The following is a 24,608-nucleotide window of genomic DNA, read 5'->3' as shown; positions in this document are numbered from 1 at the left end:
GGAGCCGACATGAAACGTAAATTACTCAGTGGAATGGTGTTGTTCATGGTCTCGGCGACCGTCATGGCGCAGCAATCCTTCAGCTCACCAGAACAGGCTACCAATGCGCTGGAAAGCGCCATCCGCGAGCAAAACGAAAGCGCGATGAGCAACCTGCTCGGTGAAAACTGGCGCGACTTCCTGCCCCCTGAAGGCGTTGATCCTGACGCAGTCGATCGCTTTCTGCGCGACTGGAAAGTCCGTCATAACACCATTGTCGAAGGCGATAAAGCGCATCTGGTTGTCGGAGACAGCGGCTGGCAACTTCCCATTCCGGTGATCAAAACCGCCTCCGGCTGGCAGTTTGACATCAAAGAAGGCGCCGAGGAGATCCTGACCCGCGAAATTGGGCGCAACGAACTTGCCGCCATCGAAGCCCTGCATGCTTACGTGGCCGCTCAGCAGAGCTATTTTGCGATGAATCAGAAATACGCGCAGAAGATTGTCAGTTCTGAGGGTAAAAAGGACGGTCTGTACTGGCCCGTCTCGCCCGGTGAAGCGCCAAGCCCGCTTGGCCCGGCATTTAGCCCTAAAGAGCCAGGCGCGGGTTACCATGGCTATCGCTTCCGCATCCTGCCGGATAATCACGGTTTCGCGATGGTGGCGTGGCCTGTCAGCTATGGTCAGACAGGCGTCATGAGCTTTGTGATAAACCAGGACGACAAGGTGTACCAGTCCGATCTCGGCAGCGATTCGGGGCAGAAGGCCCGGGCGCTGGCCTCATACGCACCTGATAACACCTGGCAGCCTGTAGCACCCTGAACGCCGCGCATAAAAAAAGCGGCCTCAGGCCGCTTTTTTCATCTGAAGAAACTTATTTCTTCTTCGCTTTCGCGTTTGGCAGGTCAGTAATGCTACCTTCAAACACTTCAGCCGCCAGGCCCACGGACTCGTGCAGAGTCGGGTGCGCGTGGATGGTCAGCGCGATGTCTTCCGCGTCACAGCCCATTTCGATAGCCAGACCGATTTCACCCAGCAGCTCACCGCCGTTGGTACCGACAATCGCACCACCGATTACGCGGTGAGTCTCTTTGTCGAAGATCAGTTTGGTCATACCGTCTGCGCAGTCGGAAGCGATAGCACGGCCAGAAGCAGCCCACGGGAAGGTGGCGGTTTCGTAGCTGATGCCTTTCTCTTTCGCTTCTTTCTCGGTCAGACCGACCCATGCAACTTCTGGCTCGGTGTACGCGATAGATGGGATCACTTTCGGATCGAAGTAGTGCTTCATGCCGGCGATAACTTCAGCGGCAACGTGACCTTCGTGAACACCTTTGTGCGCCAGCATTGGCTGACCGACGATATCGCCGATAGCAAAGATGTGCGGCACGTTGGTGCGCAGCTGTTTGTCAACGCGGATGAAGCCACGGTCGTCCACTTCCACGCCAGCTTTGCCCGCGTCGAGATTTTTACCGTTCGGTACACGACCGATAGCCACCAGCACGGCGTCGTAACGCTGTGGTTCGGATGGGGCTTTTTTGCCTTCCATGGAAACGTAAATACCGTCTTCTTTCGCTTCAACGGCAGTCACTTTGGTTTCCAGCATCAGGTTAAACTTCTTGCTGATGCGCTTGGTGAAGACTTTAACGATGTCTTTGTCAGCAGCCGGGATAACCTGGTCGAACATTTCAACCACGTCAATGTCTGAACCCAGCGCATGGTACACGGTACCCATTTCCAGACCGATGATACCGCCGCCCATAACCAGCAGACGCTTAGGAACGGTTTTCAGCTCCAGGGCATCAGTGGAATCCCACACGCGTGGATCTTCATGTGGAATGAATGGCAGTTCGATTGGGCGAGAGCCTGCCGCGATGATCGCGTTGTCGAAGTTGATAACGGTTTTGCCGTTTTCGCCTTCCACTTCCAGGGTGTTCGCACCGGTGAATTTACCCAGACCGTTAACCACTTTGACCTTACGGCCTTTCGCCATACCCGCCAGACCGCCGGTCAGCTGAGTGATAACTTTCTCTTTCCAGGTACGGATTTTGTCGATATCGGTTTTTGGCTCGCCGAAGACGATACCGTGTTCAGCCAGCGCTTTGGCTTCTTCGATAACTTTCGCTACGTGCAGCAGCGCTTTAGAAGGGATACAGCCGACGTTCAGACAAACACCGCCGAGGGTGCTGTAACGCTCTACGATGACGGTTTCCAGACCTAAATCCGCTGCACGAAATGCTGCGGAGTAACCTGCCGGGCCTGCCCCAAGTACTACGACCTGAGTTTTGATTTCTGTGCTCATCATGACCTCTTAGTTTATACCCGTCGTCCACCGGGTCGTTCTATCCGCCCGCAGTTTACAAAATTGTTAACAATTTTGAAACAACAAACGGCTCACGAATTGTCGCTTTCACCAATAACCTCATAAACACCATGAGATTATCAGAAAAAAGCCGGCCGACTGGCCGGCTTTTCGATTACATCACCAGGCGGCGAATGTCGCTCAGCATGTTGTTGATGATGGTGATGAAACGCGCACCATCAGCCCCGTCGATCACGCGGTGGTCGAAGGACAGAGAGATTGGCATCATCAGACGCGGCACGAACTCTTTGCCATTCCACACCGGCTCCATCGCGGACTTGGACACACCGAGGATAGCCACTTCCGGCGCGTTCACAATCGGCGCGAAGTGGGTGGTACCCAGCCCGCCGATGCTGGAGATAGTGAAGCAGCCGCCCTGCATTTCGCCGGCAGTCAGCTTACCATCACGCGCTTTCTTGGAGATGGTGGTCAGTTCACGGGACAGCTCAGTGATGCTCTTCTTGTTCACGTCTTTGAATACCGGAACAACCAGACCATTTGGCGTATCTACCGCAACACCGATGTTGATGTATTTCTTCAGCGTCAGCTTCTGGCCGTCTTCGGACAGGGAGCTGTTGAAGCGTGGCATCTGTTCCAGAGCCGCAGCAACCGCCTTCATGATGAAGACCACTGGGGTGAATTTCACGTCCAGTTTACGCTTCTCGGCTTCGGCGTTCTGCTGTTTACGGAACGCTTCCAGATCGGTGATATCGGTTTTGTCGAAGTGGGTAACGTGCGGGATCATCACCCAGTTACGGCTCAGGTTCGCACCAGAGATTTTCTGGATACGGCCCAGCTCCACTTCTTCGATTTCGCCGAACTTGCTGAAGTCCACTTTCGGCCATGGCAGCATGCCCGGGATACCGCCGCCAGCGGCTGCCGCAGGTGCAGCTTCGGCGCGTTTCACCGCGTCTTTCACGTAAGCCTGAACGTCTTCGCGCAGGATACGACCCTTACGGCCGGTACCTTTCACTTTCGCCAGGTTCACACCGAATTCGCGCGCCAGGCGACGAATCAGCGGGGTGGCGTGGACGTAAGCGTCGTTTTCAGCGAACTCTGATTTTTCTGCTTTTGCAGCAGGGGCAGCGGCTGGTTTAGCAGCCTGAGCCGGTGCAGCAGCCGGTGCTGGAGCAGCCGCGGCAGCCGGAGCTGCGGCAGGCGCAGCGCCTTCCACTTCGAAGACCATGATCAGGGAGCCGGTAGACACTTTGTCGCCGGTGCTGATTTTGATCTCTTTAACGGTACCGGCGAACGGCGCAGGCACTTCCATGGAAGCCTTGTCGCCTTCAACGGTGATCAGTGACTGTTCAGCGGCAACTTTGTCGCCCACTTTTACCATCACTTCGGTGACTTCAACTTCGTCACCGCCGATGTCCGGTACGTTAACGTCTTTCGCGCCGCCAGCAGCGGCCGCTGCTGCGGCCGGAGCCGGAGCAGCGGCCTGTGCAGGCGCGGCAGCAGGTGCAGCACCCGCCACTTCGAAGACCATGATAAGCGACCCGGTAGACACTTTATCGCCGGTGTTGATCTTGATCTCTTTTACGGTACCGGCGAATGGCGCTGGTACTTCCATAGAGGCTTTGTCGCCTTCTACGGTGATCAGTGACTGCTCGGCCGCAACGGTATCGCCCACTTTCACCAGGATTTCAGTGATTTCAACTTCGTCACCGCCGATGTCAGGCACGTTCACTTCTTTCGCGCTCGCGGCAGCTGCTGGAGCAGCGGCGGCCGGAGCGGCTTCTTTCTTCTCTTCCTGCGCAGGTGCAGCAGCTGCTGCACCGTCGGCGGAATCGAAAATCATGATCAGTTTGCCAGTCTCGGTTTTATCGCCAACGGAGACTTTGATCTCCTTAACGATGCCAGCCTGAGGAGACGGGACTTCCATAGAGGCTTTGTCGCCTTCTACGGTGATCAGCGACTGTTCAGCTTCAACTTTGTCGCCCACTTTGACCAGGATCTCGGTGATTTCAACTTCATCAGCCCCGATGTCCGGTACATTGATTTCGATAGCCATTATTCTTTTACCTCTTACGCCAGACGCGGGTTAACTTTTTCTGCATCGATGTTGAATTTGGTAATTGCGTCCGCAACCACTTTCTTATCGATTTCGCCACGTTTAGCCAGTTCGCCCAGTGCTGCTACAACCACGTAAGAAGCATCAACTTCGAAGTGGTGACGCAGGTTTTCGCGGCTGTCAGAACGACCGAAGCCGTCAGTACCCAGTACGCGATAATCATCAGCTGGAACGTATGTACGAACCTGCTCAGCGAACAGTTTCATATAGTCAGTGGACGCCACCGCTGGCGCGTCGTTCATCACCTGAGCGATGTACGGAACGCGTGGGGTTTCCATTGGGTGCAGCATGTTCCAGCGCTCACAATCCTGGCCATCACGCGCCAGTTCGGTGAAGGAAGTCACAGAGTACACGTCGGAACCCACGCCGTAGTCTTTCGCCAGGATCTGCGCTGCTTCACGAACGTGACGCAGGATAGAACCGGAGCCCAGCAGCTGAACTTTACCTTTGCTACCTTCAATGGTTTCGAGTTTGTAGATACCTTTACGGATACCTTCCTCGGCACCTGCTGGCATTGCCGGCATGTGGTAGTTTTCGTTCAGGGTGGTGATGTAGTAGTAAATGTTCTCCTGCGCTTCACCGTACATGCGCTGCAGACCGTCATGCATGATGACAGCAACTTCGTACGCGTAGGACGGGTCGTAAGAGATACAGTTAGGAATAGTCAGAGACTGAATGTGGCTGTGGCCATCTTCGTGCTGCAGACCTTCACCGTTCAGAGTCGTACGACCAGAAGTACCACCGATCAGGAAGCCGCGAGCCTGCTGGTCGCCTGCCTGCCAGCACAGGTCACCGATACGCTGGAACCCGAACATGGAGTAGTAGATGTAGAACGGGATCATCGGCAGGTTGTTGGTGCTGTATGAAGTCGCAGCAGCCAGCCAGGATGCGCCTGCGCCCAGCTCGTTGATACCTTCCTGCAGAATCTGACCTTTCTCGTCTTCTTTGTAGTATGCAACCTGCTCACGGTCCTGCGGGGTGTACTGCTGGCCGTTCGGGCTGTAAATACCGATCTGACGGAACAGACCTTCCATACCGAAAGTACGCGCTTCGTCGGCGATGATTGGCACCAGGCGATCTTTGATCGACTTGTTCTTCAGCATCACGTTCAGGGCACGAACGAAAGCGATAGTGGTAGAGATCTCTTTGTTCTGCTCTTCCAGCAGCTGAGAGAAGTCTTCCAGCGCTGGCAGTTCCAGCTTCTCGGTGAAGTTAGGCTGACGAGCTGGCAGGTAGCCTTTCAGCGCCTGACGACGTTCGTGCAGGTACTTGTGCTCTTCAGAGCCTTCCGGGAAGGTGATGTAAGACAGGTTTTCTACCTGCTCATCGGTCACTGGAACGTTGAAACGGTCGCGGATATAGCGCACGCCGTCCATGTTCATTTTCTTAACCTGGTGAGCGATGTTTTTACCTTCTGCGGTATCACCCATGCCGTAACCTTTGATGGTGTGGGCCAGGATTACAGTCGCTTTACCTTTGGTTTCACGCGCTTTTTTCAGTGCAGCGTAGATTTTCTTCGGATCGTGACCACCGCGGTTCAGGGCCCAGATCTGCTCATCAGTCCAGTCGGCAACCAGCGCTGCGGTTTCTGGATATTTGCCGAAGAAGTGCTCACGCACGTAGGCACCGTCTTTGGATTTGAAGGTCTGGTAGTCGCCGTCAACGGTTTCGTTCATCAGCTGGATCAGTTTACCGCTGGTGTCTTTACGCAGCAGTTCGTCCCAACGGGAACCCCACATGACTTTGATCACGTTCCAGCCAGCACCTGCGAAGATGCCTTCCAGTTCGTTGATGATCTTGCCGTTACCGGTTACCGGACCATCCAGACGCTGCAGGTTACAGTTGATGATGAAGCACAGGTTGTCCAGCTTCTCACGGGTTGCGATGGTGATCGCACCTTTAGATTCTGGCTCATCCATTTCGCCGTCGCCCAGGAAGGCGTAAACGGTCTGCTCAGAGGTGTCTTTCAAACCACGGTGTTCCAGATACTTCAGGAATTTAGCCTGGTAGATCGCACCGATTGGGCCCAGACCCATAGATACGGTCGGGAACTGCCAGAATTCAGGCATCAGTTTAGGGTGCGGATAAGAAGACAGACCTTTACCGTGAACTTCCTGACGGAAGTTGTTCATCTGCTCTTCAGTCAGACGACCTTCCAGGAATGCACGTGCATAGATGCCCGGAGAGATGTGGCCCTGGAAGTACACCAGATCGCCGCCGTCTTTCTCGTTAGCTGCACGGAAGAAGTGGTTGAAGCACACTTCGTAAACGGTCGCAGAAGACTGGAAGGACGCCATGTGGCCACCCAGCTCGAGGTCTTTCTTGGACGCGCGCAGAACGGTCATGATGGCGTTCCAGCGGATTGCAGAACGGATACGACGTTCCAGATCCAGATTGCCCGGGTATTCCGGTTCGTCTTCAACGGCAATCGTGTTTACGTAGTTGCTAGCCCCTGCACCTGAAGCAACCTTCACGCCGCCTTTGCGGGCTTCAGAAAGCAGCTGATCAATCAGATACTGAGCGCGCTCAACACCTTCTTCACGGATGACCGATTCGATCGCCTGTAGCCAGTCGCGAGTTTCGATCGGATCCACGTCATTTTGGAGACGTTCTGACATGGGGGTATTCCTTATCTATCTAATACGTTGATTTGTCTGGAACCTGTCCCATTGTGCTCTTGGGCAAGAACACAATAAGACAGGTTCTGCGTTTAGTTGCCGCGCTCTAAAAGTACCTGGCGCTTAATCCTTTCGTTGCTGTATGCGGCGTAATGAACGTTCGCGACGCGATTGTTCACGGCTGCGGTCCAGCAAGATTTCCTCAATGAAGGCCAGATGACGGTGCGACGCTTCGCGCGCCTGCTCCGGTTCCCCGGCCATTATCGCCTCGAATATTCGGGTGCGATGGTTGCTTACCAGCGGGAGCATCTCCCGACGGGCATACAACAATTCAAAATTCTGACGAACGTTCTGGGCCAGCATCGGCTCCATGCAGCGTAGCAGATGGAGGAGCACCACGTTGTGTGCCGCTTCGGTGACGGCGATTTGATACTGGACAACGGCGCTGGACTCGGCGTCTAAATCGCCGGACTGCTGTGCCCGTTCAATGGCCTGATGCAGTTCGCGGATACGCACGCGATCTTCATCAGTGCTGCGAAGGGCAGCGTAATAGGCCGCAATACCTTCCAGCGCGTGACGGGTCTCAAGCAGGTCAAACTGGGATTCTGGGTGGTCAGAGAGAAGTTCTACCAGCGGATCGCTGAAGCTCTGCCACAGGCTGTTTTGCACAAAGGTTCCGCCGCCCTGGCGACGAAGCAGCAAGCCCTTTGCTTCGAGACGTTGAATCGCCTCACGCAGAGAGGGACGAGAAACGTCGAACTGTTTTGCCAGCTCGCGTTCTGGCGGAAGTTTCTCACCCGGGCGCAGAGTCCCTTCGAGGATTAAAAACTCCAGCTGCTGCTCAATCACATCAGATAGTTTTGGTTGGCGAATTTTGCTGTAGGCCATATTCCCTGTCTTACGCCTTTTTGCCCGGAGTCAATTGGTCTTACCAATTTCTAGTTCGTATCGCTAAAGTAACAAAGTATTCACCTTCTGTCCATATTGGTTTTGATTGAAATCAGTAAACCCTGCACATTTTAACAACCTTACAGAAATAACGTTTCAGAAATGTAACTTTGCACAAATGAGTTGATTACTCCCAAAGAGGGAGTTTTAACCATAATGAAACGAGGGTTTTTGCAATCTGAAGCGATTCAACATGGCAAATAATGAAAATTCGCCCACTTAAGAAGCATTTCTATTCTATAGGTTGGGTTAGGAAGAATAAGCGGGCCGATTTACAAATGCTTTCTTTTTATTCAAGTCGTCAGCATCCCTTCATAAAGCAGGTGCATTCGTAGGCGCTTACCACTATTCTGGCGCTTACGGAAGTCATCTCCGCTTTTTTCGGTTTGTTTAACCGTAAAGAAATAAATACAGAATATGGACTTTCATAATTACACACGCACAGCGTGAACATAACAACCACACACGAGGTTTCAAATGGAAGCTCAACAGCACGGCGATCAGCTAAAGCGCGGACTTAAAAACCGCCATATACAGCTCATCGCACTGGGCGGTGCGATTGGTACCGGCCTGTTTCTGGGCAGCGCATCCGTTATCCAGTCAGCCGGTCCGGGTATTATTTTGGGTTACGCGATTGCGGGTTTCATCGCTTTTCTGATCATGCGCCAGCTTGGCGAAATGGTCGTTGAAGAGCCGGTCGCAGGCTCGTTCAGCCACTTTGCCTATAAATACTGGGGCAGCTTTGCGGGCTTCGCCTCCGGCTGGAACTACTGGGTGCTGTACGTTCTGGTTGCTATGGCCGAGCTGACCGCCGTCGGGAAGTACATTCAGTTCTGGTATCCGGAGATCCCCACATGGGCGTCTGCTGCAGCCTTCTTCGTGATTATCAACGCCATTAACCTGACCAACGTAAAAGTGTTCGGCGAGATGGAGTTCTGGTTTGCCATTATCAAAGTCATTGCCGTTGTGGCGATGATCATCTTCGGTGGCTGGCTGCTGTTCAGCGGCAACGGCGGCCCGCAGGCTACCGTGCGTAACCTCTGGGAACAGGGCGGCTTCCTGCCTCACGGCATGACCGGTCTGGTGATGATGATGGCAATCATTATGTTCTCCTTCGGCGGCCTGGAGCTGGTGGGTATTACCGCTGCCGAAGCCGATAACCCAGAGCAAAGCATTCCGAAAGCCACAAATCAGGTTATCTACCGTATTCTGATCTTCTATGTAGGCTCACTGGCCGTGCTGCTCTCCCTGCTGCCGTGGACGCGCGTGACCGCTGACACCAGCCCGTTTGTTCTCATCTTCCACGAGTTGGGCGATACCTTTGTCGCCAACGCCCTGAACATCGTGGTGCTGACCGCAGCGCTCTCCGTTTACAACAGCTGCGTATACTGCAACAGCCGTATGCTGTTCGGCCTGGCCCAGCAGGGCAACGCGCCGAAGATGCTGCTCAACGTGGATAAACGCGGCGTGCCTGTGAATACCATCATTGTTTCAGCCATCGTGACCGCGCTGTGCGTGCTGATTAACTACATGGCACCGGAATCGGCGTTTGGCCTGCTGATGGCGCTGGTAGTCTCTGCTCTGGTTATCAACTGGGCGATGATCAGCCTGGCGCACATGAAGTTCCGCCGCGCGAAACAGCAGCAGGGCGTCACCACGCGCTTCCCTGCCCTGCTCTATCCGCTGGGTAACTGGATTTGCCTGCTGTTTATGGCGGCCGTGCTGGTGATCATGCTGATCACGCCGGGCATGGCGATTTCCGTCTACCTGATCCCGGTCTGGATTGCGCTCCTTGGCGTTGGCTATCTCTTCAGCCAGAAAAGCCGTAATGCCATGAAGGCGCACTAAACCTCTCGCCGCGGCACCTGCTTTTGCGGGTGCCGCGCGTTGTTACCTCCTTCACACTTTCACGCCAACAGCACATTTATCCATATCACCGCCCTGATACTGCAACGCATATATTCCTTTGCCAGCGAATAATTCTCCCCATACCGTAAACCGGAGAGCTGTCGATGGATAACAACAAACTGTCAGTAAAAGAAAAGATCGGCTATGGGATGGGCGACGCGGGATGCAACATCATCTTCGGCGCCATCATGCTGTTTGTTAACTATTTCTATACGGATATTTTTGGCCTGGCGCCTGCGCTGGTCGGCGTGCTGCTGCTGTCCGTCCGCGTAATTGACGCCGTAACGGACCCGATCATGGGGGCGATTGCCGACCGTACCCGCAGTAAATATGGCCGGTTTCGTCCATGGCTGCTGTGGATTGCGTTCCCCTACGCGCTGTTCAGCATTCTGATGTTCACCACCCCGGAGTGGAGCTATAACAGCAAAGTTATCTATGCGTTTGTCACCTACTTCCTGCTCTCGTTAACCTATACGGCCATCAACATCCCTTACTGCTCGTTAGGTGGAGTGATCACCAACGATCCAAAAGAGCGCGTGGCCTGCCAGTCGTATCGCTTCGTGCTGGTCGGCATCGCCACGCTGCTGCTCTCCTTAACGCTGCTGCCGATGGCCGATTGGTTTGGCGGGGATAACAAAGCCAAAGGCTACCAGATGGCGATGACCGTCCTGGCGCTGATTGGTACCTGTATGTTCCTGTTCTGCTTCGCCACCGTGCGCGAGCGCGTGCGTCCGGCAGTGCAAACCAACGACGAACTGAAAAACGACCTGAAAGACGTGTGGAAAAACGACCAGTGGGTGCGCATTTTGCTGCTCACGCTGTGCAACGTCTGCCCGGGCTTTATCCGCATGGCGGCGACCATGTATTACGTCACCTGGGTGATGGGCCAGAGCACCCACTTCGCCACGCTGTTTATCAGCCTGGGCGTTGTCGGCATGATGCTTGGCAGCGTGCTGGCGAAAGTGCTGACCGACCGCTGGTGTAAGCTGAAGGTCTTCTTCTGGACCAATATCGTGCTGGCGGCATTCTCCTGCGCCTTCTATTTCTTCGACCCGAAAGCCACCGTTACCATCGTGGTGCTCTATTTCCTGCTTAACATCCTGCACCAGATCCCGTCTCCGCTGCACTGGTCGCTGATGGCTGACGTGGACGACTACGGCGAGTGGAAAACCGGGAAGCGCATCACCGGGATCAGCTTCTCGGGTAACATCTTCTTCCTGAAACTGGGCCTGGCGATTGCCGGTGCGATGGTCGGCTTCCTGCTCTCCTGGTACGGTTATGACGCGGGCGCAAAAGCGCAAAGCGCGGACGCCATTAACGGGATCGTGCTGCTCTTTACCGTCATTCCGGGCATTGGATACTTAATTACCGCTGGGGTGGTACGTCTGCTGAAGGTGGACCGCGAAACCATGAAGCAGATCCAGTCCGATCTGGAAAAACGCCGCAACAATTACCGCGAGCTGAATGACTATCAGGAACTCAAAGCCGCTGAGACTAAATAAGGAAAGCCGCATGCATAACTGGCCAAACCCGTTTATCGAACAACGCGCCGACCCGTACATTTTACGCCATGAGGGACAGTACTATTTTATTGCCTCCGTGCCGCAGTACGACAGGCTGGCGATCCGCCGCGCGGACTCGCTGGAAGGACTACGCGGCGCTGAAGAGGTAGTGGTCTGGCGCAAACCCGAGACCGGCCCGATGAGCCAGCTAATCTGGGCACCGGAACTGCACCACATTGACGGAAAGTGGTACATCTATTTTGCCGCCACGCACACCCAGGCGCTCGACGCGCTCGGGATGTTCCAGCACCGCATGTTTGCGATTGAGTGTGCGGACCGCGATCCGCTCAGCGGTACCTGGATCGAGAAAGGGAAAATCAACACCCCGTTCGACACCTTCGCCCTGGACGCCACCACCTTTGTTCATCAGGGCAAACGCTGGTACCTGTGGGCGCAAAAAGCCCCGGATATTTCCGGTAACTCTAACCTCTATCTGTGTGAAATGGAGAACCCGTGGACGCTGAAAGGCGAGCCGGTGATGCTCAGCAAGCCAGAATACGACTGGGAATGCCGTGGTTTCTGGGTCAACGAAGGTCCGGCGGTGCTGGTTCACGGCGATAAGCTGTTTATCAGCTACTCCGCCAGCGCTACCGATGAGAACTACTGCATGGGGTTACTGTGGATAGACCTGAACGCCGATCCGCAAAACCCGGCAAACTGGCACAAATCCCCTCGCCCGGTTTTCGTCACCAGCTACGAGAACCGCCAGTACGGGCCAGGCCACAACAGCTTTACGCAAACGCCGGAAGGGGAAGATGTATTGGTGTACCACGCAAGAAATTACACCGAAATTGAAGGCGATCCGCTTTACGATCCGAACCGTCATACTCGCCTGAAGCTTGTCCGCTGGGACGAAAACGGGATGCCTGATTTCGGCATCCCGCCTGCGGATACGTTATAGCGTCTGCGGCGCGCTGGGTTACACCAGCGTGCCGTAAATCGTCAGCAGCGCCACAATCACCACCACCACAAACGAGGTTTTCTTCGCCATGGAGACGGCGGCTTTTGGCGTTTCGATCTTGTCGGTATGCGGTTCGCGTGCCAGCGAGAACTGCGCCAGGCGCGTCAACACCTGGTACTGGGACGTATGGCGGTCCCCAAGAGAAGCGAACCATGCGGGCAGCGCTTTTTCACCGTGGCCAATTAAGGCGTACACCACGCCCACCAGACGCACCGGGAGCCAGTCGAGCACGTGCAGGATGGCATCAATGCCGGACAGCAAACGCTCATGCGGCGTCAGATAACGGGCAAGCCAGGTCTGCCAGGCGCGCAGAAACGCATAGCCCATCAGCAGTACCGGCCCCCACGGGCCGCCCACCACAAACCAGAACAGCGGTGCCAGGTAGTAGCGGAAGTTAATCCACAGCAGCGCGTTTTGCAGCTCGCGCAGGAACTCGCGCTCGTCGCAGTCCGGCGGCACGCCGTGGATCATCGTCAGCTCGCTCGCCATCGCGCCGCGCGCGTGGGCATCGTCACGGGAGGCGGCTTTCAGGTAGGCGTGATAGTGCAAACGCACCTTGCCCGCACCGATGCACAGCACGCCGAGCAGGATCCACACCACCAGCAGCGGCACGTTAAAAAAGAGTCCGTACAGCGAGCGCAGCAGCAGGAAGGTAATCAGCATGACGCCCGCCATCATCAGCAGCGTGCGCAGCATGGAAAAGTGCTTGATGCGGCGGAATAACACCTCCAGCCGGTGATCCAGTTGCCAGTGCTCGCCGAGCTTGAACAGGCGTTCAGCGATGATAACCAGCAGCATGGTAAACAACGTCATGGTATCTCCTTATTCTGACGACGCGGCAAGCATGGCGCGAAACCGCGACCAGTCAAATGCCGGGCCGGGATCGGTTTTTCTCGCCGGAGCGATATCGCTGTGCCCGGTAATATTGTCGGCGATTGCCGGGTAGAGTCCGATAAGCGTGTGGGTAATAGCAACCAGCTGCTGATACTGGGCATCGGTGTAGGGGGTAGTATCCGTGCCTTCCAGCTCAATCCCAATCGAGAAATCGTTGCACCGTTCGCGCCCGTGATACATCGATACCCCGGCATGCCAGGCGCGCTTATCAAAAGGAACATACTGAACCACCTCACCATCACGGCGAATCAGGCAGTGAGCCGACACGCGCAGATGCGCAATCTCAGCGAAGAAGGGATGAGCATTGGGATCTATCTTTCCCGTGAATAACGCATCGATCCACGGGCCGCCAAACTCACCCGGCGGGAGGCTAATATTATGAACCACCAGCAGTGTGGGCTTTTCATCCTCCGGGCGGCAGTCGTGGTGCGGCGAGGGCACATGCCGCGCATCCACCAGCCATCCGTTTTCTAACAACATGCTGGAACTCCTTCTGTATGGTGCAATGACTCGGTTCAGAGTAGCATGTTTCAATATTATGATTCGTTACCAATTTGGAGTTTTATCATGCCGCCTCGCCGCTACAACCCCGACCACCGACGTGAAGCGCTTCTGGAACGTATTAATATGGATATTCCGGCAAGCGTCGCCCATGCGTTGAAAGAAGACCTGGGGGGTGACGTTAACGCCGATAAAGATATTACCGCACAATTGTTGCCAAAAGAGACACACTCGCACGCGGTCATTATCACCCGTGAGGAGGGCGTTTTTTGCGGCAAGCGTTGGGTTGAAGAGGTCTTTACTCAGCTGGCGGGTGACGATGTACAGGTGACATGGCACGTTGATGATGGTGATGCAGTGACCGCCAATCAGCCGCTGTTCGAGCTGGACGGTCCTTCCCGCGTATTACTGACCGGCGAGCGTACCGCGCTCAATTTTGTCCAAACGCTCTCTGGCGTCGCCAGTGAAGTGCGCCGCTACGTTGACCTGCTGGCCGGCACCCGTACCCAGCTGCTTGATACCCGCAAAACGCTGCCGGGCCTGCGCACTGCGCTGAAGTACGCGGTGCTCTGCGGCGGCGGCGCAAACCATCGTCTGGGCTTATCCGATGCTTTCCTGATTAAAGAGAACCACATTATTGCTTCTGGCTCCGTGCGTCAGGCGGTGGAAAAGGCCTTCTGGCTGCATCCGGATGTGCCGGTTGAGGTGGAAGTTGAAAGCCTGGAAGAGCTGGAGCAGGCGATCAAGGCCGGGGCCGATATCATCATGCTCGATAACTTCGAAACGGAGCAGATGCGCGAGGCGGTGAAACTGACCAACGGCCGGGCCCAGCTTGAAGTGTCCGGAAACGTCACTTTCGAGACAATCCGTCAGTTCGCCGAAACCGGGGTGGATTACATCTCCGTTGGCGCGCTGACCAAGCACGTGCGCGCCCTCGATCTCTCAATGCGCTTCAAATAACGCACGCTCCCCTCTCTGTCCGGAGAGGGGAATTTCAGCCTCGCTCGCAAATCCATTGTCCTTCTCTGCAACACGGAATGAATTCTCTGAAGCTCCTTTCTCGTTCTCTTTTTTGCCCCTCGTTTCTGCCCTGTCCCGCTGACAAAGTAGCGCCACTTTGCATAAGGAGCAGATATGGACAGACAACAAGGATTCACACTCATTGAGCTGATGGTGGTCATTGGCATCATTGCGATTCTGAGCGCCATCGGCGTTCCCGCCTATCAGAACTACCTGCGTAAAGCAGCCCTCACCGATATGCTGCAAACTTTCGTTCCCTATCGCACTGCCATTGAGCTTTGCGCGCTCGATCGCGGCGGCGTGGAGAGCTGCGATGCCGGCAGTAACGGTATTCCCTCTCCTGCCACGACGCGTTACGTTTCAGAAATGAGCGTGGCGAAAGGGATCGTGACCTTAACAGGCCAGGAGAGCCTGAACGGGCTGACGGTAACCATGACGCCGCAGTGGAGCAACGGCAACGGTATGACGGGCTGGACGCGTGACTGCAATATCAGTGCTGACAGCGCGCTTAAGCAGGCCTGCGAAGACGTCTTCCGCTTCGACACTAACTAAGGAGCGGATAATGAACACCGATCAACTCGTGGCGCTTTGTCTTCGCCACCATGCCCTGCTGCTCACCAGCGACAGCGACATGATTAGCATCGCCGTCGTGGGAACCCCCGCGCCTGAACTGATGGAGGCCCTGCGCTTCGCGACCCAGAAGCGGATTGATATCGAATGCTGGAGCGCTGAACGCATGGAAAAGCACCGGCAGTTAACCGCGCAATCGCATCTGCCCGTCGTTTCGCAACCCCACTCCGCAGTGGATATCCTCAACCACACGCTGCAGCAGGCAGTAAACCAGCGCGCGTCTGACATCCATATCGAACCAATGGAGCACGCGTGCCAGATCCGCTTACGTATCGACGGGGTACTTTATCCGCAGCCTCCCCTTTCCGCCGCGCTGGCGACGATGCTCAGCGCCCGGTTAAAAGTGCTGGGTAATCTGGATATTGCGGAACGACGCTTGCCGCAGGACGGTCAGTTTACGATTGAGCTGACAAACGAGCCGGTCTCGTTTCGTATCGCCACGCTTCCCTGCAACGGCGGTGAGAAAATTGTGCTGCGTTTGCTACATCAGGTTCAGCAGGCGCTGGAGCCGAACGCGCTTGGCATGAACGCTAAACAGCTGGCCTGTTTTAATGAGGTACTCCACCAGCCTCAGGGGCTAATTCTGGTCACCGGCCCGACGGGCAGCGGCAAAACCGTAACGCTCTACAGCGCGCTGCAGGCGCGTAACACCCCTGACGTCAACATCTGCAGCGTGGAGGATCCCATTGAGATCCCGCTTGCGGGGTTAAATCAGACGCAGGTTAACCCCCGCGCGGGCTTAACATTCCAGAGCGTACTGAGAGCGCTGCTCCGTCAGGATCCGGACATCATTATGGTCGGGGAAATCCGCGATGGTGAAACAGCAGAAATTGCCATCAAAGCCGCGCAGACCGGGCATCTTGTATTGTCGACGCTGCACACCAACTCGACGACGGAAACCCTCATTCGTCTGGAGCAGATGGGCGTGGCGCGCTGGATGATCTCTTCCGCGCTTTCGATGGTGATTGCCCAGCGGCTGGTTCGGCGCCTTTGCCCGCACTGCCGACAGAAAACAGGGGAGCATACGGACCTGCCGCGCTCGGTTTGGCCGCGGCAACTTCCTCGCTGGCAGCCTGCAGGCTGCGATCGTTGTTATCACGGTTTTTACGGGCGCGTGGCCATTTTTGAAGTACTTGCGATCGATAATCCCCTGCGCCAGGCTATTGCCAGCGGGGCAGGCACCGAGGTGATTGAAGCCAGCGCCCGACAGGCTGGACTCATCTCGCTGTTTGAACACGGCTGCATGGCCGTTGAACAAGGGATGACCACGCTTGAAGAGTTAGTGCGTGTTCTGGGTATGCCCGATGGCTGCTAATCAACTCTGGCGCTGGCGAGCAATCTCCGCTGAAGGAGCCCCCCGACACGGGGTACTCTGGGCCACCGACCGCAACGCAGCCTTCACCAGACTGATGCGTAACGACCTCCATCCTCTGGCCCTGACCCGATGCGCTCAAAGGCACCGCTGGCGTCCACATCACTGCTACGAGATGTTTCGTCAGCTCGCAACGCTCCTGCAGGCTGGGCTGACGCTCGCGCATAGTCTGCAAATGCTGGCAGACCAACATCCAGTAGAACCGTGGCGGGGGCTACTGCAAAATGTTGCCGATGAACTCAGCGAAGGTTGTCCTTTTTCTGAGGCGCTCAAACGGTGGCCAGCGGTCTTTAGCCCACTGCATATCTCAATGGTGAAAACCGGAGAGCTAACGGGGAAGCTTGAAGCGTGCTGCCGAGAGCTTGCAGAGCAGCAAAAAGCGCAGCAGCAGCTCAGCGCGAAGGTGAAAAAAGCGCTGCGCTACCCGGCGATCGTCCTGACGCTGGCCGTGCTCGTCGTGCTGGCAATGGTCACCCTGGTTTTGCCCGAATTTGCCGCGATCTACAAAACCTTTAATACCCCGCTTCCGGCGCTGACGCGAATTGTTATGGGGATAGCCGCGTTTATGCAGTCATATGTCCTTGCGCTGTTCGCGATGCTGCTTGTTCCCGTAACCGCAGCCTGGCCTCTGCGACACCATCCTCGCTGGCAGCGTATTCTGCTGAGTTTTCCCGTAATGGGCGCGCTGGCGAAAGGGCAAAAACTGGGGCAGATCTTCACCGTGCTGTCGCTCACGCAGCAGGCGGGCATAGCATTCTTACAGGGGCTTGAAAGTGCAGAAGAGACTGTTGAAAGCCGGTACTGGCAGGGAATACTCCGCAGCATACGCGAGAACATTGAAAAAGGTCTCCCCGTCTGGTCGTCCTTTCAGAAGGCGGCAATGTTTACCCCGCTCTGTATTCAGCTTTTACGAACCGGCGAGATGTCAGGTTCGCTGGACGTCATGCTGGCAAACCTTGCTCGCCATCACACGGAACAGACCTTTCAACGGGCAGACAACCTGGCGGCGCTTCTGGAGCCACTGCTCTTGGTTGTTACGGGGGTTATCATCGGCACGCTGGTGGTGGCAATGTATCTGCCGATTTTCCATCTGGGAGATGCGATGAGCGCGGGGTAGTGCAGCAGCGCTGGCGCACGAGCATGCGCCAGCGAAAGCCATTACAGGCTATTGAAAACGCGGTTTTCCTGCTCCTGAACGCGAATAAACGTTGTGCGTTTCGTCAGCTCTTTCAGGCGGGATGCACCCACGTAGGTACAGGCTGAGCGCAGGCCGCCCAGGATGTCGCGCGCGGTGTTTTCAACCGGGCCGCGCAGAGGCAGCTTCACGGTTTTGCCTTCTGCCGCACGGTATTTTGCCACGCCACCGACGTGGCGGGTCATAGCGGATTCAGAGCTCATACCGTAGAACAGCATGAATTTCTCGCCGTTCTCTTCCACCACGGTGCCGCCGCTCTCTTCGTGGCCTGCCAGCATACCGCCGAGCATGACGAAGTCCGCGCCGCCGCCAAAGGCCTTTGCGACATCGCCCGGCATGGTGCAACCGCCGTCGCTGATGATCTGGCCGCCCAGGCCGTGCGCCGCGTCGGCACATTCAATGACCGCGGAAAGCTGCGGATAACCAACTCCGGTCTTCACGCGCGTGGTGCATACGGAGCCCGGGCCAATGCCCACTTTCACGATGTCGGCACCGGAAAGGATCAGCTCTTCACACATTTCACCGGTCACCACGTTACCCGCGATGATGGTTTTGGTCGGCCAGGCTTCGCGCGCCTTGCTGACGAACTGCACGAAGTGCTCGGAGTAACCGTTCGCCACATCAATACAAACGAAGCTAAGCGCCGGGTTAGCATTCAGGATCTGTTTGGTTTTCTCGAAATCGGCGTCGGAAGTACCGGTGGAAACCATCACGTGCTTCACCACGTCAGCAGAGGCAGACGCAACAAACGCATTCCACTCTTCAGGAGTGTAGTGCTTGTGGACTGCAGTAAGAATATCGAACTGAGCCAGCGCCGTTGCCATCTCAAAGGTACCGACTGTATCCATGTTGGCAGCAATGATTGGCACGCCAGACCAGGTCTGACCGGAGTGTTTAAAGGTGAATTGACGTTCGAGTTCAACGTCTGAGCGACTTTTCAGTGTAGAGCGTTTAGGGCGGATAAGAACGTCTTTGAAACCTAACTTCAGATCTTCTTCGATACGCATGTGCGGATTCCTGGGGTTAGAGGCAAATATGTTAAAAGCACAACTCCAGTGACGCTATCATACGCACTAATACCTGCTCCGCAAGACTGCGAAATTCTCTTTTTTTACGCTACAATCCTATAAATTTACCTGGTAAAAAGCCGGTAAAGAGAATCAAACAATTACTGTCGCACGTTTGTTTTTTAAGCAACTGATTTCCATAATGAATAATTCCCAGGATTTGATTTAATGGGGTATATCGTCGCAGTAACCGGCGGCATCGGTAGTGGCAAAAGTACCGTTGCGGACGCGTTTTCTCGTCTCGGCATCGCGATTATTGATGCTGATATTATTGCCCGTCAGGTGGTAGAGCCCAATACACCCGCGCTAAAGGCCATCGCCGACCATTTCGGCCAGGCAATCATCAATGCCGATGGCACACTGAACCGCCGTCAGCTTCGCGAATATATTTTTTCCGATTCTGCGGAAAAAGCCTGGCTTAATGCCCTGCTCCACCCCATTATCCACCAGGAAACTCAGCGTCAGATAGCCGCAGCCCGCTCGCCCTATGTCCTGTGGGTGGTTCCGCTCCTGGTAGAAAATCAGCTGCATAAGAAAGCCAATCGGGTATTGGTGATTGATGTCACACCCGAGACGCAAATCCAGCGAACCGTGACGCGCGACCACGTCTCGCGTGAACATGCTGAACAAATTCTTGCCGCTCAGGCCACTCGCGCTCAGCGCCTTGCCGTTGCGGATGATGTTATTGATAATAACGGCGCACCAGATGCCATTGCATCGGATGTTGCCCGCCTGCACGAGCAGTATCTAACCTTCGCCGCGCAGGCCGTTGCACAGGAAAAACCATAATGTCGACTCACATCCTTTTTGAGCACCCGCTTAATGAAAAAATGCGTACCTGGCTGCGCATTGAATTTCTCATCCAACAGCTTTCACAACATCTGCCTGTTAACGATCATGCCACGGCGTTGCACTTCTTTCGCAACGTAGGCGATCTGCTGGATGTGATTGAACGTGGCGATGTCCGCACGGAGCTGTTGAAAGAGCTGGAGCGCCAGCAGCGTAAATTACAGGCCTGGGCCGAAGTACCGGGCGTGGATCAAAGTCGAATTGACGCCTTACGCCAGCAGTTGAAAAACAGCAGCACGACGCTGATGGCCGCGCCGCGCGTTGGGCAATATTTACGAGAAGACCGTTTGATAGCGCTGGTGCGCCAGCGCCTGAGTATACCGGGCGGTTGCTGTAGCTTTGATCTGCCAACGCTGCATATGTGGCTGCATATGCCGCAGGAACAGCGCGATCGCCAGATAAACAGCTGGCTGGGTAGCCTGGAGCCGATGAATCAGACGCTATCGCTGATCCTCGATCTTGTGCGTAACTCTGCCCCGTTCCGCAAGCAAACCAGTCTCAACGGTTTTTATCAGGACAACGGCGACGACGCCGATCTTCTGCGTCTAAATTTGTCTCTTGGCGAGCAGCTTTATCCGCAAATTTCCGGGCATAAAAGCCGTTTCGCGATCCGCTTTATGCCGCTGGACAGTGAAAATGGCACCGTGCCGGAACGCCTCGATTTTGAACTGGCCTGTTGTTAAGGAGTGCCAATGTCTGACGTCACCACCGTAAACTGCCCAACCTGTGGGAAAACTGTCGTCTGGGGAGAAGTAAGTCCGTTTCGCCCGTTCTGCTGCAAGCGCTGTCAGCTCATTGATCTGGGCGAATGGGCGGCGGAAGAGAAACGAATTCCGAGCGAAGGCGACCTCTCGGATAGCGATGACTGGAGCGAAAGCCAGCAGTAACGTTCAAAGCCTGCTGGCGATTCATTCGGCAGGCCTACATGTTTGTCGCTAAGCGGCGGATCACAGGCTCATTGGCTGGCGGGAATTTGTCGGCATCACTGACCTGAAGTTCCACCCAGTTACCCGGCTGTCCCTCTTTTCCCCAGGGTTCACCTTCCCAGCTTTCCACCAGCCAGAACCACAGCGTGATGTGCCTGTCGGGAAACTGATACTCCAGCTTATCGAACAGCGTGGCGCCAAGCGGGGTAATCCCCACCTCTTCCTGCAGCTCACGCACCAGCGCCTCTTCCGGCGTTTCTCCTGATTCGATTTTCCCGCCAGGAAACTCCCACTTGTTCGCCATATGGGCTTCAGCAGCGCGCTGGGTGATGAAGATTTGGTTTTGCGGGTTGCGAATGATCCCGACGGCAATTTGCAGTATTTTCATAGCGTCACTTCCATAAAAAAGGCGCAGATATCTGCGCCTTTTCAGTTAGTTATGTTCTTAGCTCAGGCGGCCGTGGCACGCCTTGTATTTTTTACCGGAACCACACGGGCACGGATCGTTACGACCAACTTTACGATCGCCGGTCTGCGCGGCGATCGCTGCTGCGGCTTCGCTCTCGTCAGTCTGGTGGCTCAGTTGCTGCATCTGCGCCAGACGCTCAGCTTCTTCACGACGCTGCTGCTCCATTGCTTCCACTTCTTCCGGCATGCGCACCTGAACCTTGCTCAGGGTGCTGATCACTTCGTACTTCAGTGACTCCAGCATAGAGGCAAACATGGAGAAGGATTCACGCTTGTACTCCTGCTTCGGATCTTTCTGCGCATAGCCGCGCAGGTGGATCCCCTGACGCAGGTAGTCCATCGCCGCCAGGTGCTCTTTCCACAGGGAGTCCAGCGTCTGCAGCATCACGCCTTTTTCGAAGTGACGCATCATCTCAGCGCCAACCACTTCTTCCTTACGCTTATAAACCTCCAGCGCGGTTTCAAAGATACGTTCGCGCAGGGTCTCTTCATGCAGCTCAGGCTCTTTGTCCAGCCACTCTTTGATTGGCAGATCGAGATCGAAGTCGTTTTTCAGACGTTCCTGCAGGCCTTCAACGTCCCACATCTCTTCCAGAGACTGCGGCGGAATATGCGCGTCGATGGTGGCTTTGAACACATCTTCGCGGATGCTGTTGATGGTTTCGCTCACGTCGGACACGTCCAGCAGTTCGTTACGCTGGGTGTAGATCGCGCGACGCTGATCGTTGGCCACGTCATCATATTCCAGCAGCTGCTTACGAATATCGAAGTTGCGGCTTTCCACTTTACGCTGGGCGTTAGCGATCGCTTTAGTCACCCATGGGTGCTCAATGGCTTCACCAGGCTTCATGCCCAGCTTACGCATCATGCCGGACACGCGGTCGGAGGCAAAAATACGCATCAGCGCATCTTCCATAGACAGGTAGAAGCGGGAAGAACCGGCATCACCCTGACGGCCCGCACGGCCACGCAGCTGGTTATCAATACGACGAGACTCGTGACGTTCGGTACCAATGATGTGCAGACCACCGGATGCCAGCACCGCGTCGTGACGCACCTGCCAGTCGGCTTTGATCTGCTCGATCTGCTCTGGCGTTGGGTTTTCCAGCTCAGCGACTTCAGCCTGCCAGCTACCGCCGAGCATAATATCGGTACCACGACCCGCCATGTTGGTGGCGATGGTCACGGCTGCCGGATAGCCCGCCTGAGCAACAATGTCCGCTTCTTTAGCGTGGAACTTGGCGTTCAGAACGTTGTGCTTGATGCCTGCTTTGGTCAGCTCATTGGAAACCACCTCGGATTTCTCGATGGAGATGGTCCCCACCAGAACCGGCTGACCATTGGCAGTACGGTCGCGAATATCTTCGATGATCGCCTGAATTTTTTCCGCTTCGGTCATGTACACCAGGTCCGGCATATCCTTACGGATCATCGGACGGTTGGTTGGCACAACCACGGTATCCAGCTTGTAGATGGAGCTGAATTCAAACGCTTCGGTATCTGCGGTACCGGTCATCCCCGCCAGCTTCTCATACAGACGGAAGTAGTTCTGGAAGGTGATGGATGCCAGCGTCTGGTTTTCGTTCTGGATATCCACGCCTTCTTTCGCTTCAACGGCCTGATGCAGGCCATCGGACCAGCGACGACCCTGCATGGTACGGCCGGTGTGTTCATCGACAATGATGACTTCACCGTCTTTCACGATGTAGTCAACGTCGCGGGTGAACAGCGCGTGGGCGCGCAGCGCGGCGGTCACGTGGTGCATCAGCATGATGTTGCTCGGGGAATACAGGGACTCGCCCTCTTCCATAATGCCTTCAGCCACCAGCAGCTCTTCGATTTTCACCAGACCGCGTTCGGTCAGGTTCACCTGGCGCGCTTTTTCATCCACGGAGAAGTGACCTTCACCCTGGAAGGTATCGGAGTCTTCTTTCTCCTGACGCAGCAGGTGTGGAATGATTTTGTCGACTTTACGGTACATGTCAGAGCTGTCTTCGGCCGGGCCGGAGATGATCAGCGGAGTACGCGCTTCATCGATCAGGATGGAGTCCACCTCATCCACCAGCGCATAGTGCAGTTTACGCTGCACGCGCTCTTCTGGGCTGAACGCCATGTTGTCGCGCAGGTAGTCGAAGCCGTATTCGTTGTTGGTACCGTAGGTAATGTCCGCGTTATACGCTTCACGCTTGGCTGGCGCAGGCAGGCCGGACATGTTGATGCCGACGGTCATGCCGAGGAATTCGAACAGTGGACGGTTGTTTTCGGCGTCACGCTGCGCCAGATAGTCGTTGACGGTAACGACGTGAACGCCTTTACCGGTCAGCGCGTTCAGGTAAGCCGGCAGCGTTGCGGTCAGGGTTTTACCTTCACCGGTACGCATTTCCGCGATGCAGCGCTCGTTAAGCACCATCCCGCCCAGCAGCTGAACGTCGAAGTGACGCATGCCAAACACGCGTTTACTGGCTTCACGTACAACGGCGAAGGCTTCCGGGATCAGGCTTTCTAAGGTTTCGCCTTTTTCCAGGCGCGCGCGGAACTCCGCGGTTTTCGCTTTCAGCTCATCATCGGAGAGCTTTTCCATTGCCGGTTCCATACCGTTGATGACGGCAACAGCTTTGCGCATACGGCGCAGGGTACGATCGTTACGACTACCAAAAACTTTGGTTAATAATTTGATTAGCATAATAAATTCTCAAACGCCCCAGACGGGCAGATAAATTAAGGTATTGAAAAAGGTTAATTTAGCTGAGGCGTTGAGGCCCGGCACGGATGCCGTGAACCTGGCTAATCCATGTCGAAACGGAGAATGATACAGGAGGAACTGACCAGGTTTGCGCCGTCTGACTCACGGTCACGGGCGGCTGGTTATCCTGCGTCAGAAGCGCATTAAGCGTATCGAGCAGGGCAAGATGCTGAGCCTGAACCGGCAGCGACTCTTCAGCAACAGGCATTGTCTGCGGCGCCATCGCGAACGACAGATGACGAATAACCGTGCGGATGGCGTGCTGCTGCCAGTAATCAACGGAGAAATTAGGACGACGGCTGGCTTCAAGCCACGCGAGATTAGTAAAGTTAACCCGCGTCGAGAGATCGTGTTTAGTTGTCGTGGAACGTGCTGGCGTCGCCGCTTCCGCACTGTTGCTGAGCGCAGGCAAGCCGAAACTCGCCGCGACCATCCCTAATAAGAGATGCGGCCAGAAGTAACGTCTGCCAAATTGTCGCCAGCGCGTCAGTATTCCGCTCACTTGCTCCACCACAATCGCCCGCCAGTGCAGGC

General features: G+C 55.5%; 21 protein-coding genes. 11 read left to right on the top strand and 10 right to left on the bottom strand.

From position 1 onward, the window contains the following. Positions 1 to 9 precede the first annotated feature (9 nt). Positions 10 to 801: a DUF2950 family protein gene (locus ACMGGH_RS09290; protein WP_232948607.1), complete on the top strand. Its 792-nt coding sequence runs from the start codon at positions 10 to 12 to the stop codon at positions 799 to 801. A gap of 52 nt (positions 802 to 853) precedes the next feature. Here ACMGGH_RS09290 and lpdA read toward each other — a convergent pair whose 3' ends face one another. From lpdA to pdhR, 4 genes are all read right to left on the bottom strand, one after another. Further along, complete coding sequence (gene lpdA / locus ACMGGH_RS09285; RefSeq protein ID WP_023332094.1) at positions 854 to 2,278, bottom strand: dihydrolipoyl dehydrogenase; 1,425 nt, start codon at positions 2,276 to 2,278, stop codon at positions 854 to 856. Between the two features lie 175 nt (positions 2,279 to 2,453). After that, positions 2,454 to 4,352, bottom strand: coding sequence for a pyruvate dehydrogenase complex dihydrolipoyllysine-residue acetyltransferase (gene aceF, locus ACMGGH_RS09280; protein WP_232948608.1), 1,899 nt, complete (start codon positions 4,350 to 4,352; stop codon positions 2,454 to 2,456). A gap of 14 nt (positions 4,353 to 4,366) precedes the next feature. Beyond that, positions 4,367 to 7,030 carry a pyruvate dehydrogenase (acetyl-transferring), homodimeric type gene (gene aceE / locus ACMGGH_RS09275; protein WP_028015529.1) on the bottom strand — a complete coding sequence of 888 codons (2,664 nt, stop codon included), beginning with the start codon at positions 7,028 to 7,030 and terminating at the stop codon, positions 4,367 to 4,369. A gap of 123 nt (positions 7,031 to 7,153) precedes the next feature. Beyond that, a complete protein-coding gene (gene pdhR / locus ACMGGH_RS09270; RefSeq protein WP_014882565.1) occupies positions 7,154 to 7,918 on the bottom strand; it encodes a pyruvate dehydrogenase complex transcriptional repressor PdhR in 765 nt (254 codons plus the stop codon). 537 nt (positions 7,919 to 8,455) lie between these two features. Here pdhR and aroP point away from each other — a divergent pair. The 3 genes from aroP to ACMGGH_RS09255 all read left to right on the top strand — a co-directional run bounded on the left by aroP (position 8,456) and on the right by ACMGGH_RS09255 (position 12,349). Beyond that, the gene (gene aroP / locus ACMGGH_RS09265; protein ID WP_227880122.1) at positions 8,456 to 9,826 is read left to right on the top strand and encodes an aromatic amino acid transporter AroP; all 1,371 of its coding nucleotides are present in this window, start codon (positions 8,456 to 8,458) and stop codon (positions 9,824 to 9,826) included. Between the two features lie 164 nt (positions 9,827 to 9,990). After that, positions 9,991 to 11,388: a glycoside-pentoside-hexuronide (GPH):cation symporter gene (locus ACMGGH_RS09260; protein WP_049000515.1), complete on the top strand. Its 1,398-nt coding sequence runs from the start codon at positions 9,991 to 9,993 to the stop codon at positions 11,386 to 11,388. Between the two features lie 10 nt (positions 11,389 to 11,398). Further along, the gene (locus ACMGGH_RS09255) at positions 11,399 to 12,349 is read left to right on the top strand and encodes a family 43 glycosylhydrolase (protein WP_232948609.1); all 951 of its coding nucleotides are present in this window, start codon (positions 11,399 to 11,401) and stop codon (positions 12,347 to 12,349) included. An 18-nt stretch (positions 12,350 to 12,367) separates the two neighbouring features. Here ACMGGH_RS09255 and ampE read toward each other — a convergent pair whose 3' ends face one another. Continuing rightward, complete coding sequence (ampE, locus tag ACMGGH_RS09250) at positions 12,368 to 13,222, bottom strand: beta-lactamase regulator AmpE (protein WP_028015525.1); 855 nt, start codon at positions 13,220 to 13,222, stop codon at positions 12,368 to 12,370. 9 nt (positions 13,223 to 13,231) lie between these two features. Continuing rightward, positions 13,232 to 13,783, bottom strand: coding sequence for a 1,6-anhydro-N-acetylmuramyl-L-alanine amidase AmpD (ampD, locus tag ACMGGH_RS09245; RefSeq protein WP_232948610.1), 552 nt, complete (start codon positions 13,781 to 13,783; stop codon positions 13,232 to 13,234). Positions 13,784 to 13,870: 87 nt separating this feature from the next. Between ampD and nadC the strand changes: the two genes are divergently transcribed. From nadC to hofC, 4 genes are all read left to right on the top strand, one after another. Further along, positions 13,871 to 14,764 carry a carboxylating nicotinate-nucleotide diphosphorylase gene (nadC, locus tag ACMGGH_RS09240; RefSeq protein WP_232948611.1) on the top strand — a complete coding sequence of 298 codons (894 nt, stop codon included), beginning with the start codon at positions 13,871 to 13,873 and terminating at the stop codon, positions 14,762 to 14,764. Positions 14,765 to 14,938: 174 nt separating this feature from the next. Further along, a complete protein-coding gene (ppdD, locus tag ACMGGH_RS09235) occupies positions 14,939 to 15,376 on the top strand; it encodes a prepilin peptidase-dependent pilin (protein ID WP_048960892.1) in 438 nt (145 codons plus the stop codon). Positions 15,377 to 15,386: 10 nt separating this feature from the next. After that, positions 15,387 to 16,769: a type II secretion system protein GspE gene (gene gspE / locus ACMGGH_RS09230; protein WP_232948612.1), complete on the top strand. Its 1,383-nt coding sequence runs from the start codon at positions 15,387 to 15,389 to the stop codon at positions 16,767 to 16,769. Further along, positions 16,759 to 17,943 carry a protein transport protein HofC gene (hofC, locus tag ACMGGH_RS09225; protein ID WP_232948613.1) on the top strand — a complete coding sequence of 395 codons (1,185 nt, stop codon included), beginning with the start codon at positions 16,759 to 16,761 and terminating at the stop codon, positions 17,941 to 17,943. Before gspE ends, hofC begins: the two co-directional genes overlap by 11 nt. Before the next feature lie 41 nt (positions 17,944 to 17,984). Here hofC and ACMGGH_RS09220 read toward each other — a convergent pair whose 3' ends face one another. Next, on the bottom strand, positions 17,985 to 19,028 hold the full coding sequence (locus ACMGGH_RS09220; protein ID WP_028015519.1) for a GMP reductase: 1,044 nt from the start codon (positions 19,026 to 19,028) through the stop codon (positions 17,985 to 17,987). A 228-nt stretch (positions 19,029 to 19,256) separates the two neighbouring features. Between ACMGGH_RS09220 and coaE the strand changes: the two genes are divergently transcribed. From coaE to yacG, 3 genes are read left to right on the top strand one after another with little or no spacing between them, the layout of a single operon-like run. Beyond that, entirely contained in the window at positions 19,257 to 19,877 is a 621-nt protein-coding gene (coaE, locus tag ACMGGH_RS09215) for a dephospho-CoA kinase (protein ID WP_232948614.1), read from the top strand. After that, positions 19,877 to 20,620, top strand: a complete 744-nt coding sequence (zapD, locus tag ACMGGH_RS09210; protein WP_232948615.1) for a cell division protein ZapD — start codon at positions 19,877 to 19,879, stop codon at positions 20,618 to 20,620. Before coaE ends, zapD begins: the two co-directional genes overlap by 1 nt. 9 nt (positions 20,621 to 20,629) lie before the next feature. After that, complete coding sequence (gene yacG / locus ACMGGH_RS09205; protein WP_028015516.1) at positions 20,630 to 20,824, top strand: DNA gyrase inhibitor YacG; 195 nt, start codon at positions 20,630 to 20,632, stop codon at positions 20,822 to 20,824. Positions 20,825 to 20,858: 34 nt separating this feature from the next. Here yacG and mutT read toward each other — a convergent pair whose 3' ends face one another. The 3 genes from mutT to secM are packed head-to-tail and all read right to left on the bottom strand — an operon-like array spanning position 20,859 to position 24,576. Continuing rightward, entirely contained in the window at positions 20,859 to 21,251 is a 393-nt protein-coding gene (gene mutT, locus ACMGGH_RS09200; RefSeq protein ID WP_232948616.1) for an 8-oxo-dGTP diphosphatase MutT, read from the bottom strand. 57 nt (positions 21,252 to 21,308) lie between these two features. Next, entirely contained in the window at positions 21,309 to 24,014 is a 2,706-nt protein-coding gene (gene secA, locus ACMGGH_RS09195) for a preprotein translocase subunit SecA (RefSeq protein ID WP_028015514.1), read from the bottom strand. Positions 24,015 to 24,072: 58 nt separating this feature from the next. Further along, positions 24,073 to 24,576: a secA translation cis-regulator SecM gene (gene secM, locus ACMGGH_RS09190; RefSeq protein ID WP_227442077.1), complete on the bottom strand. Its 504-nt coding sequence runs from the start codon at positions 24,574 to 24,576 to the stop codon at positions 24,073 to 24,075. Positions 24,577 to 24,608 lie beyond the last annotated feature (32 nt).

This window comes from Enterobacter sp. BNK-16, assembly GCF_048684955.1.
GTDB lineage: Bacteria > Pseudomonadota > Gammaproteobacteria > Enterobacterales > Enterobacteriaceae > Enterobacter > Enterobacter bugandensis.
Note: the sequence above shows the minus strand (reverse complement) of the source record. Positions and strands in the feature narration are given on the sequence as shown.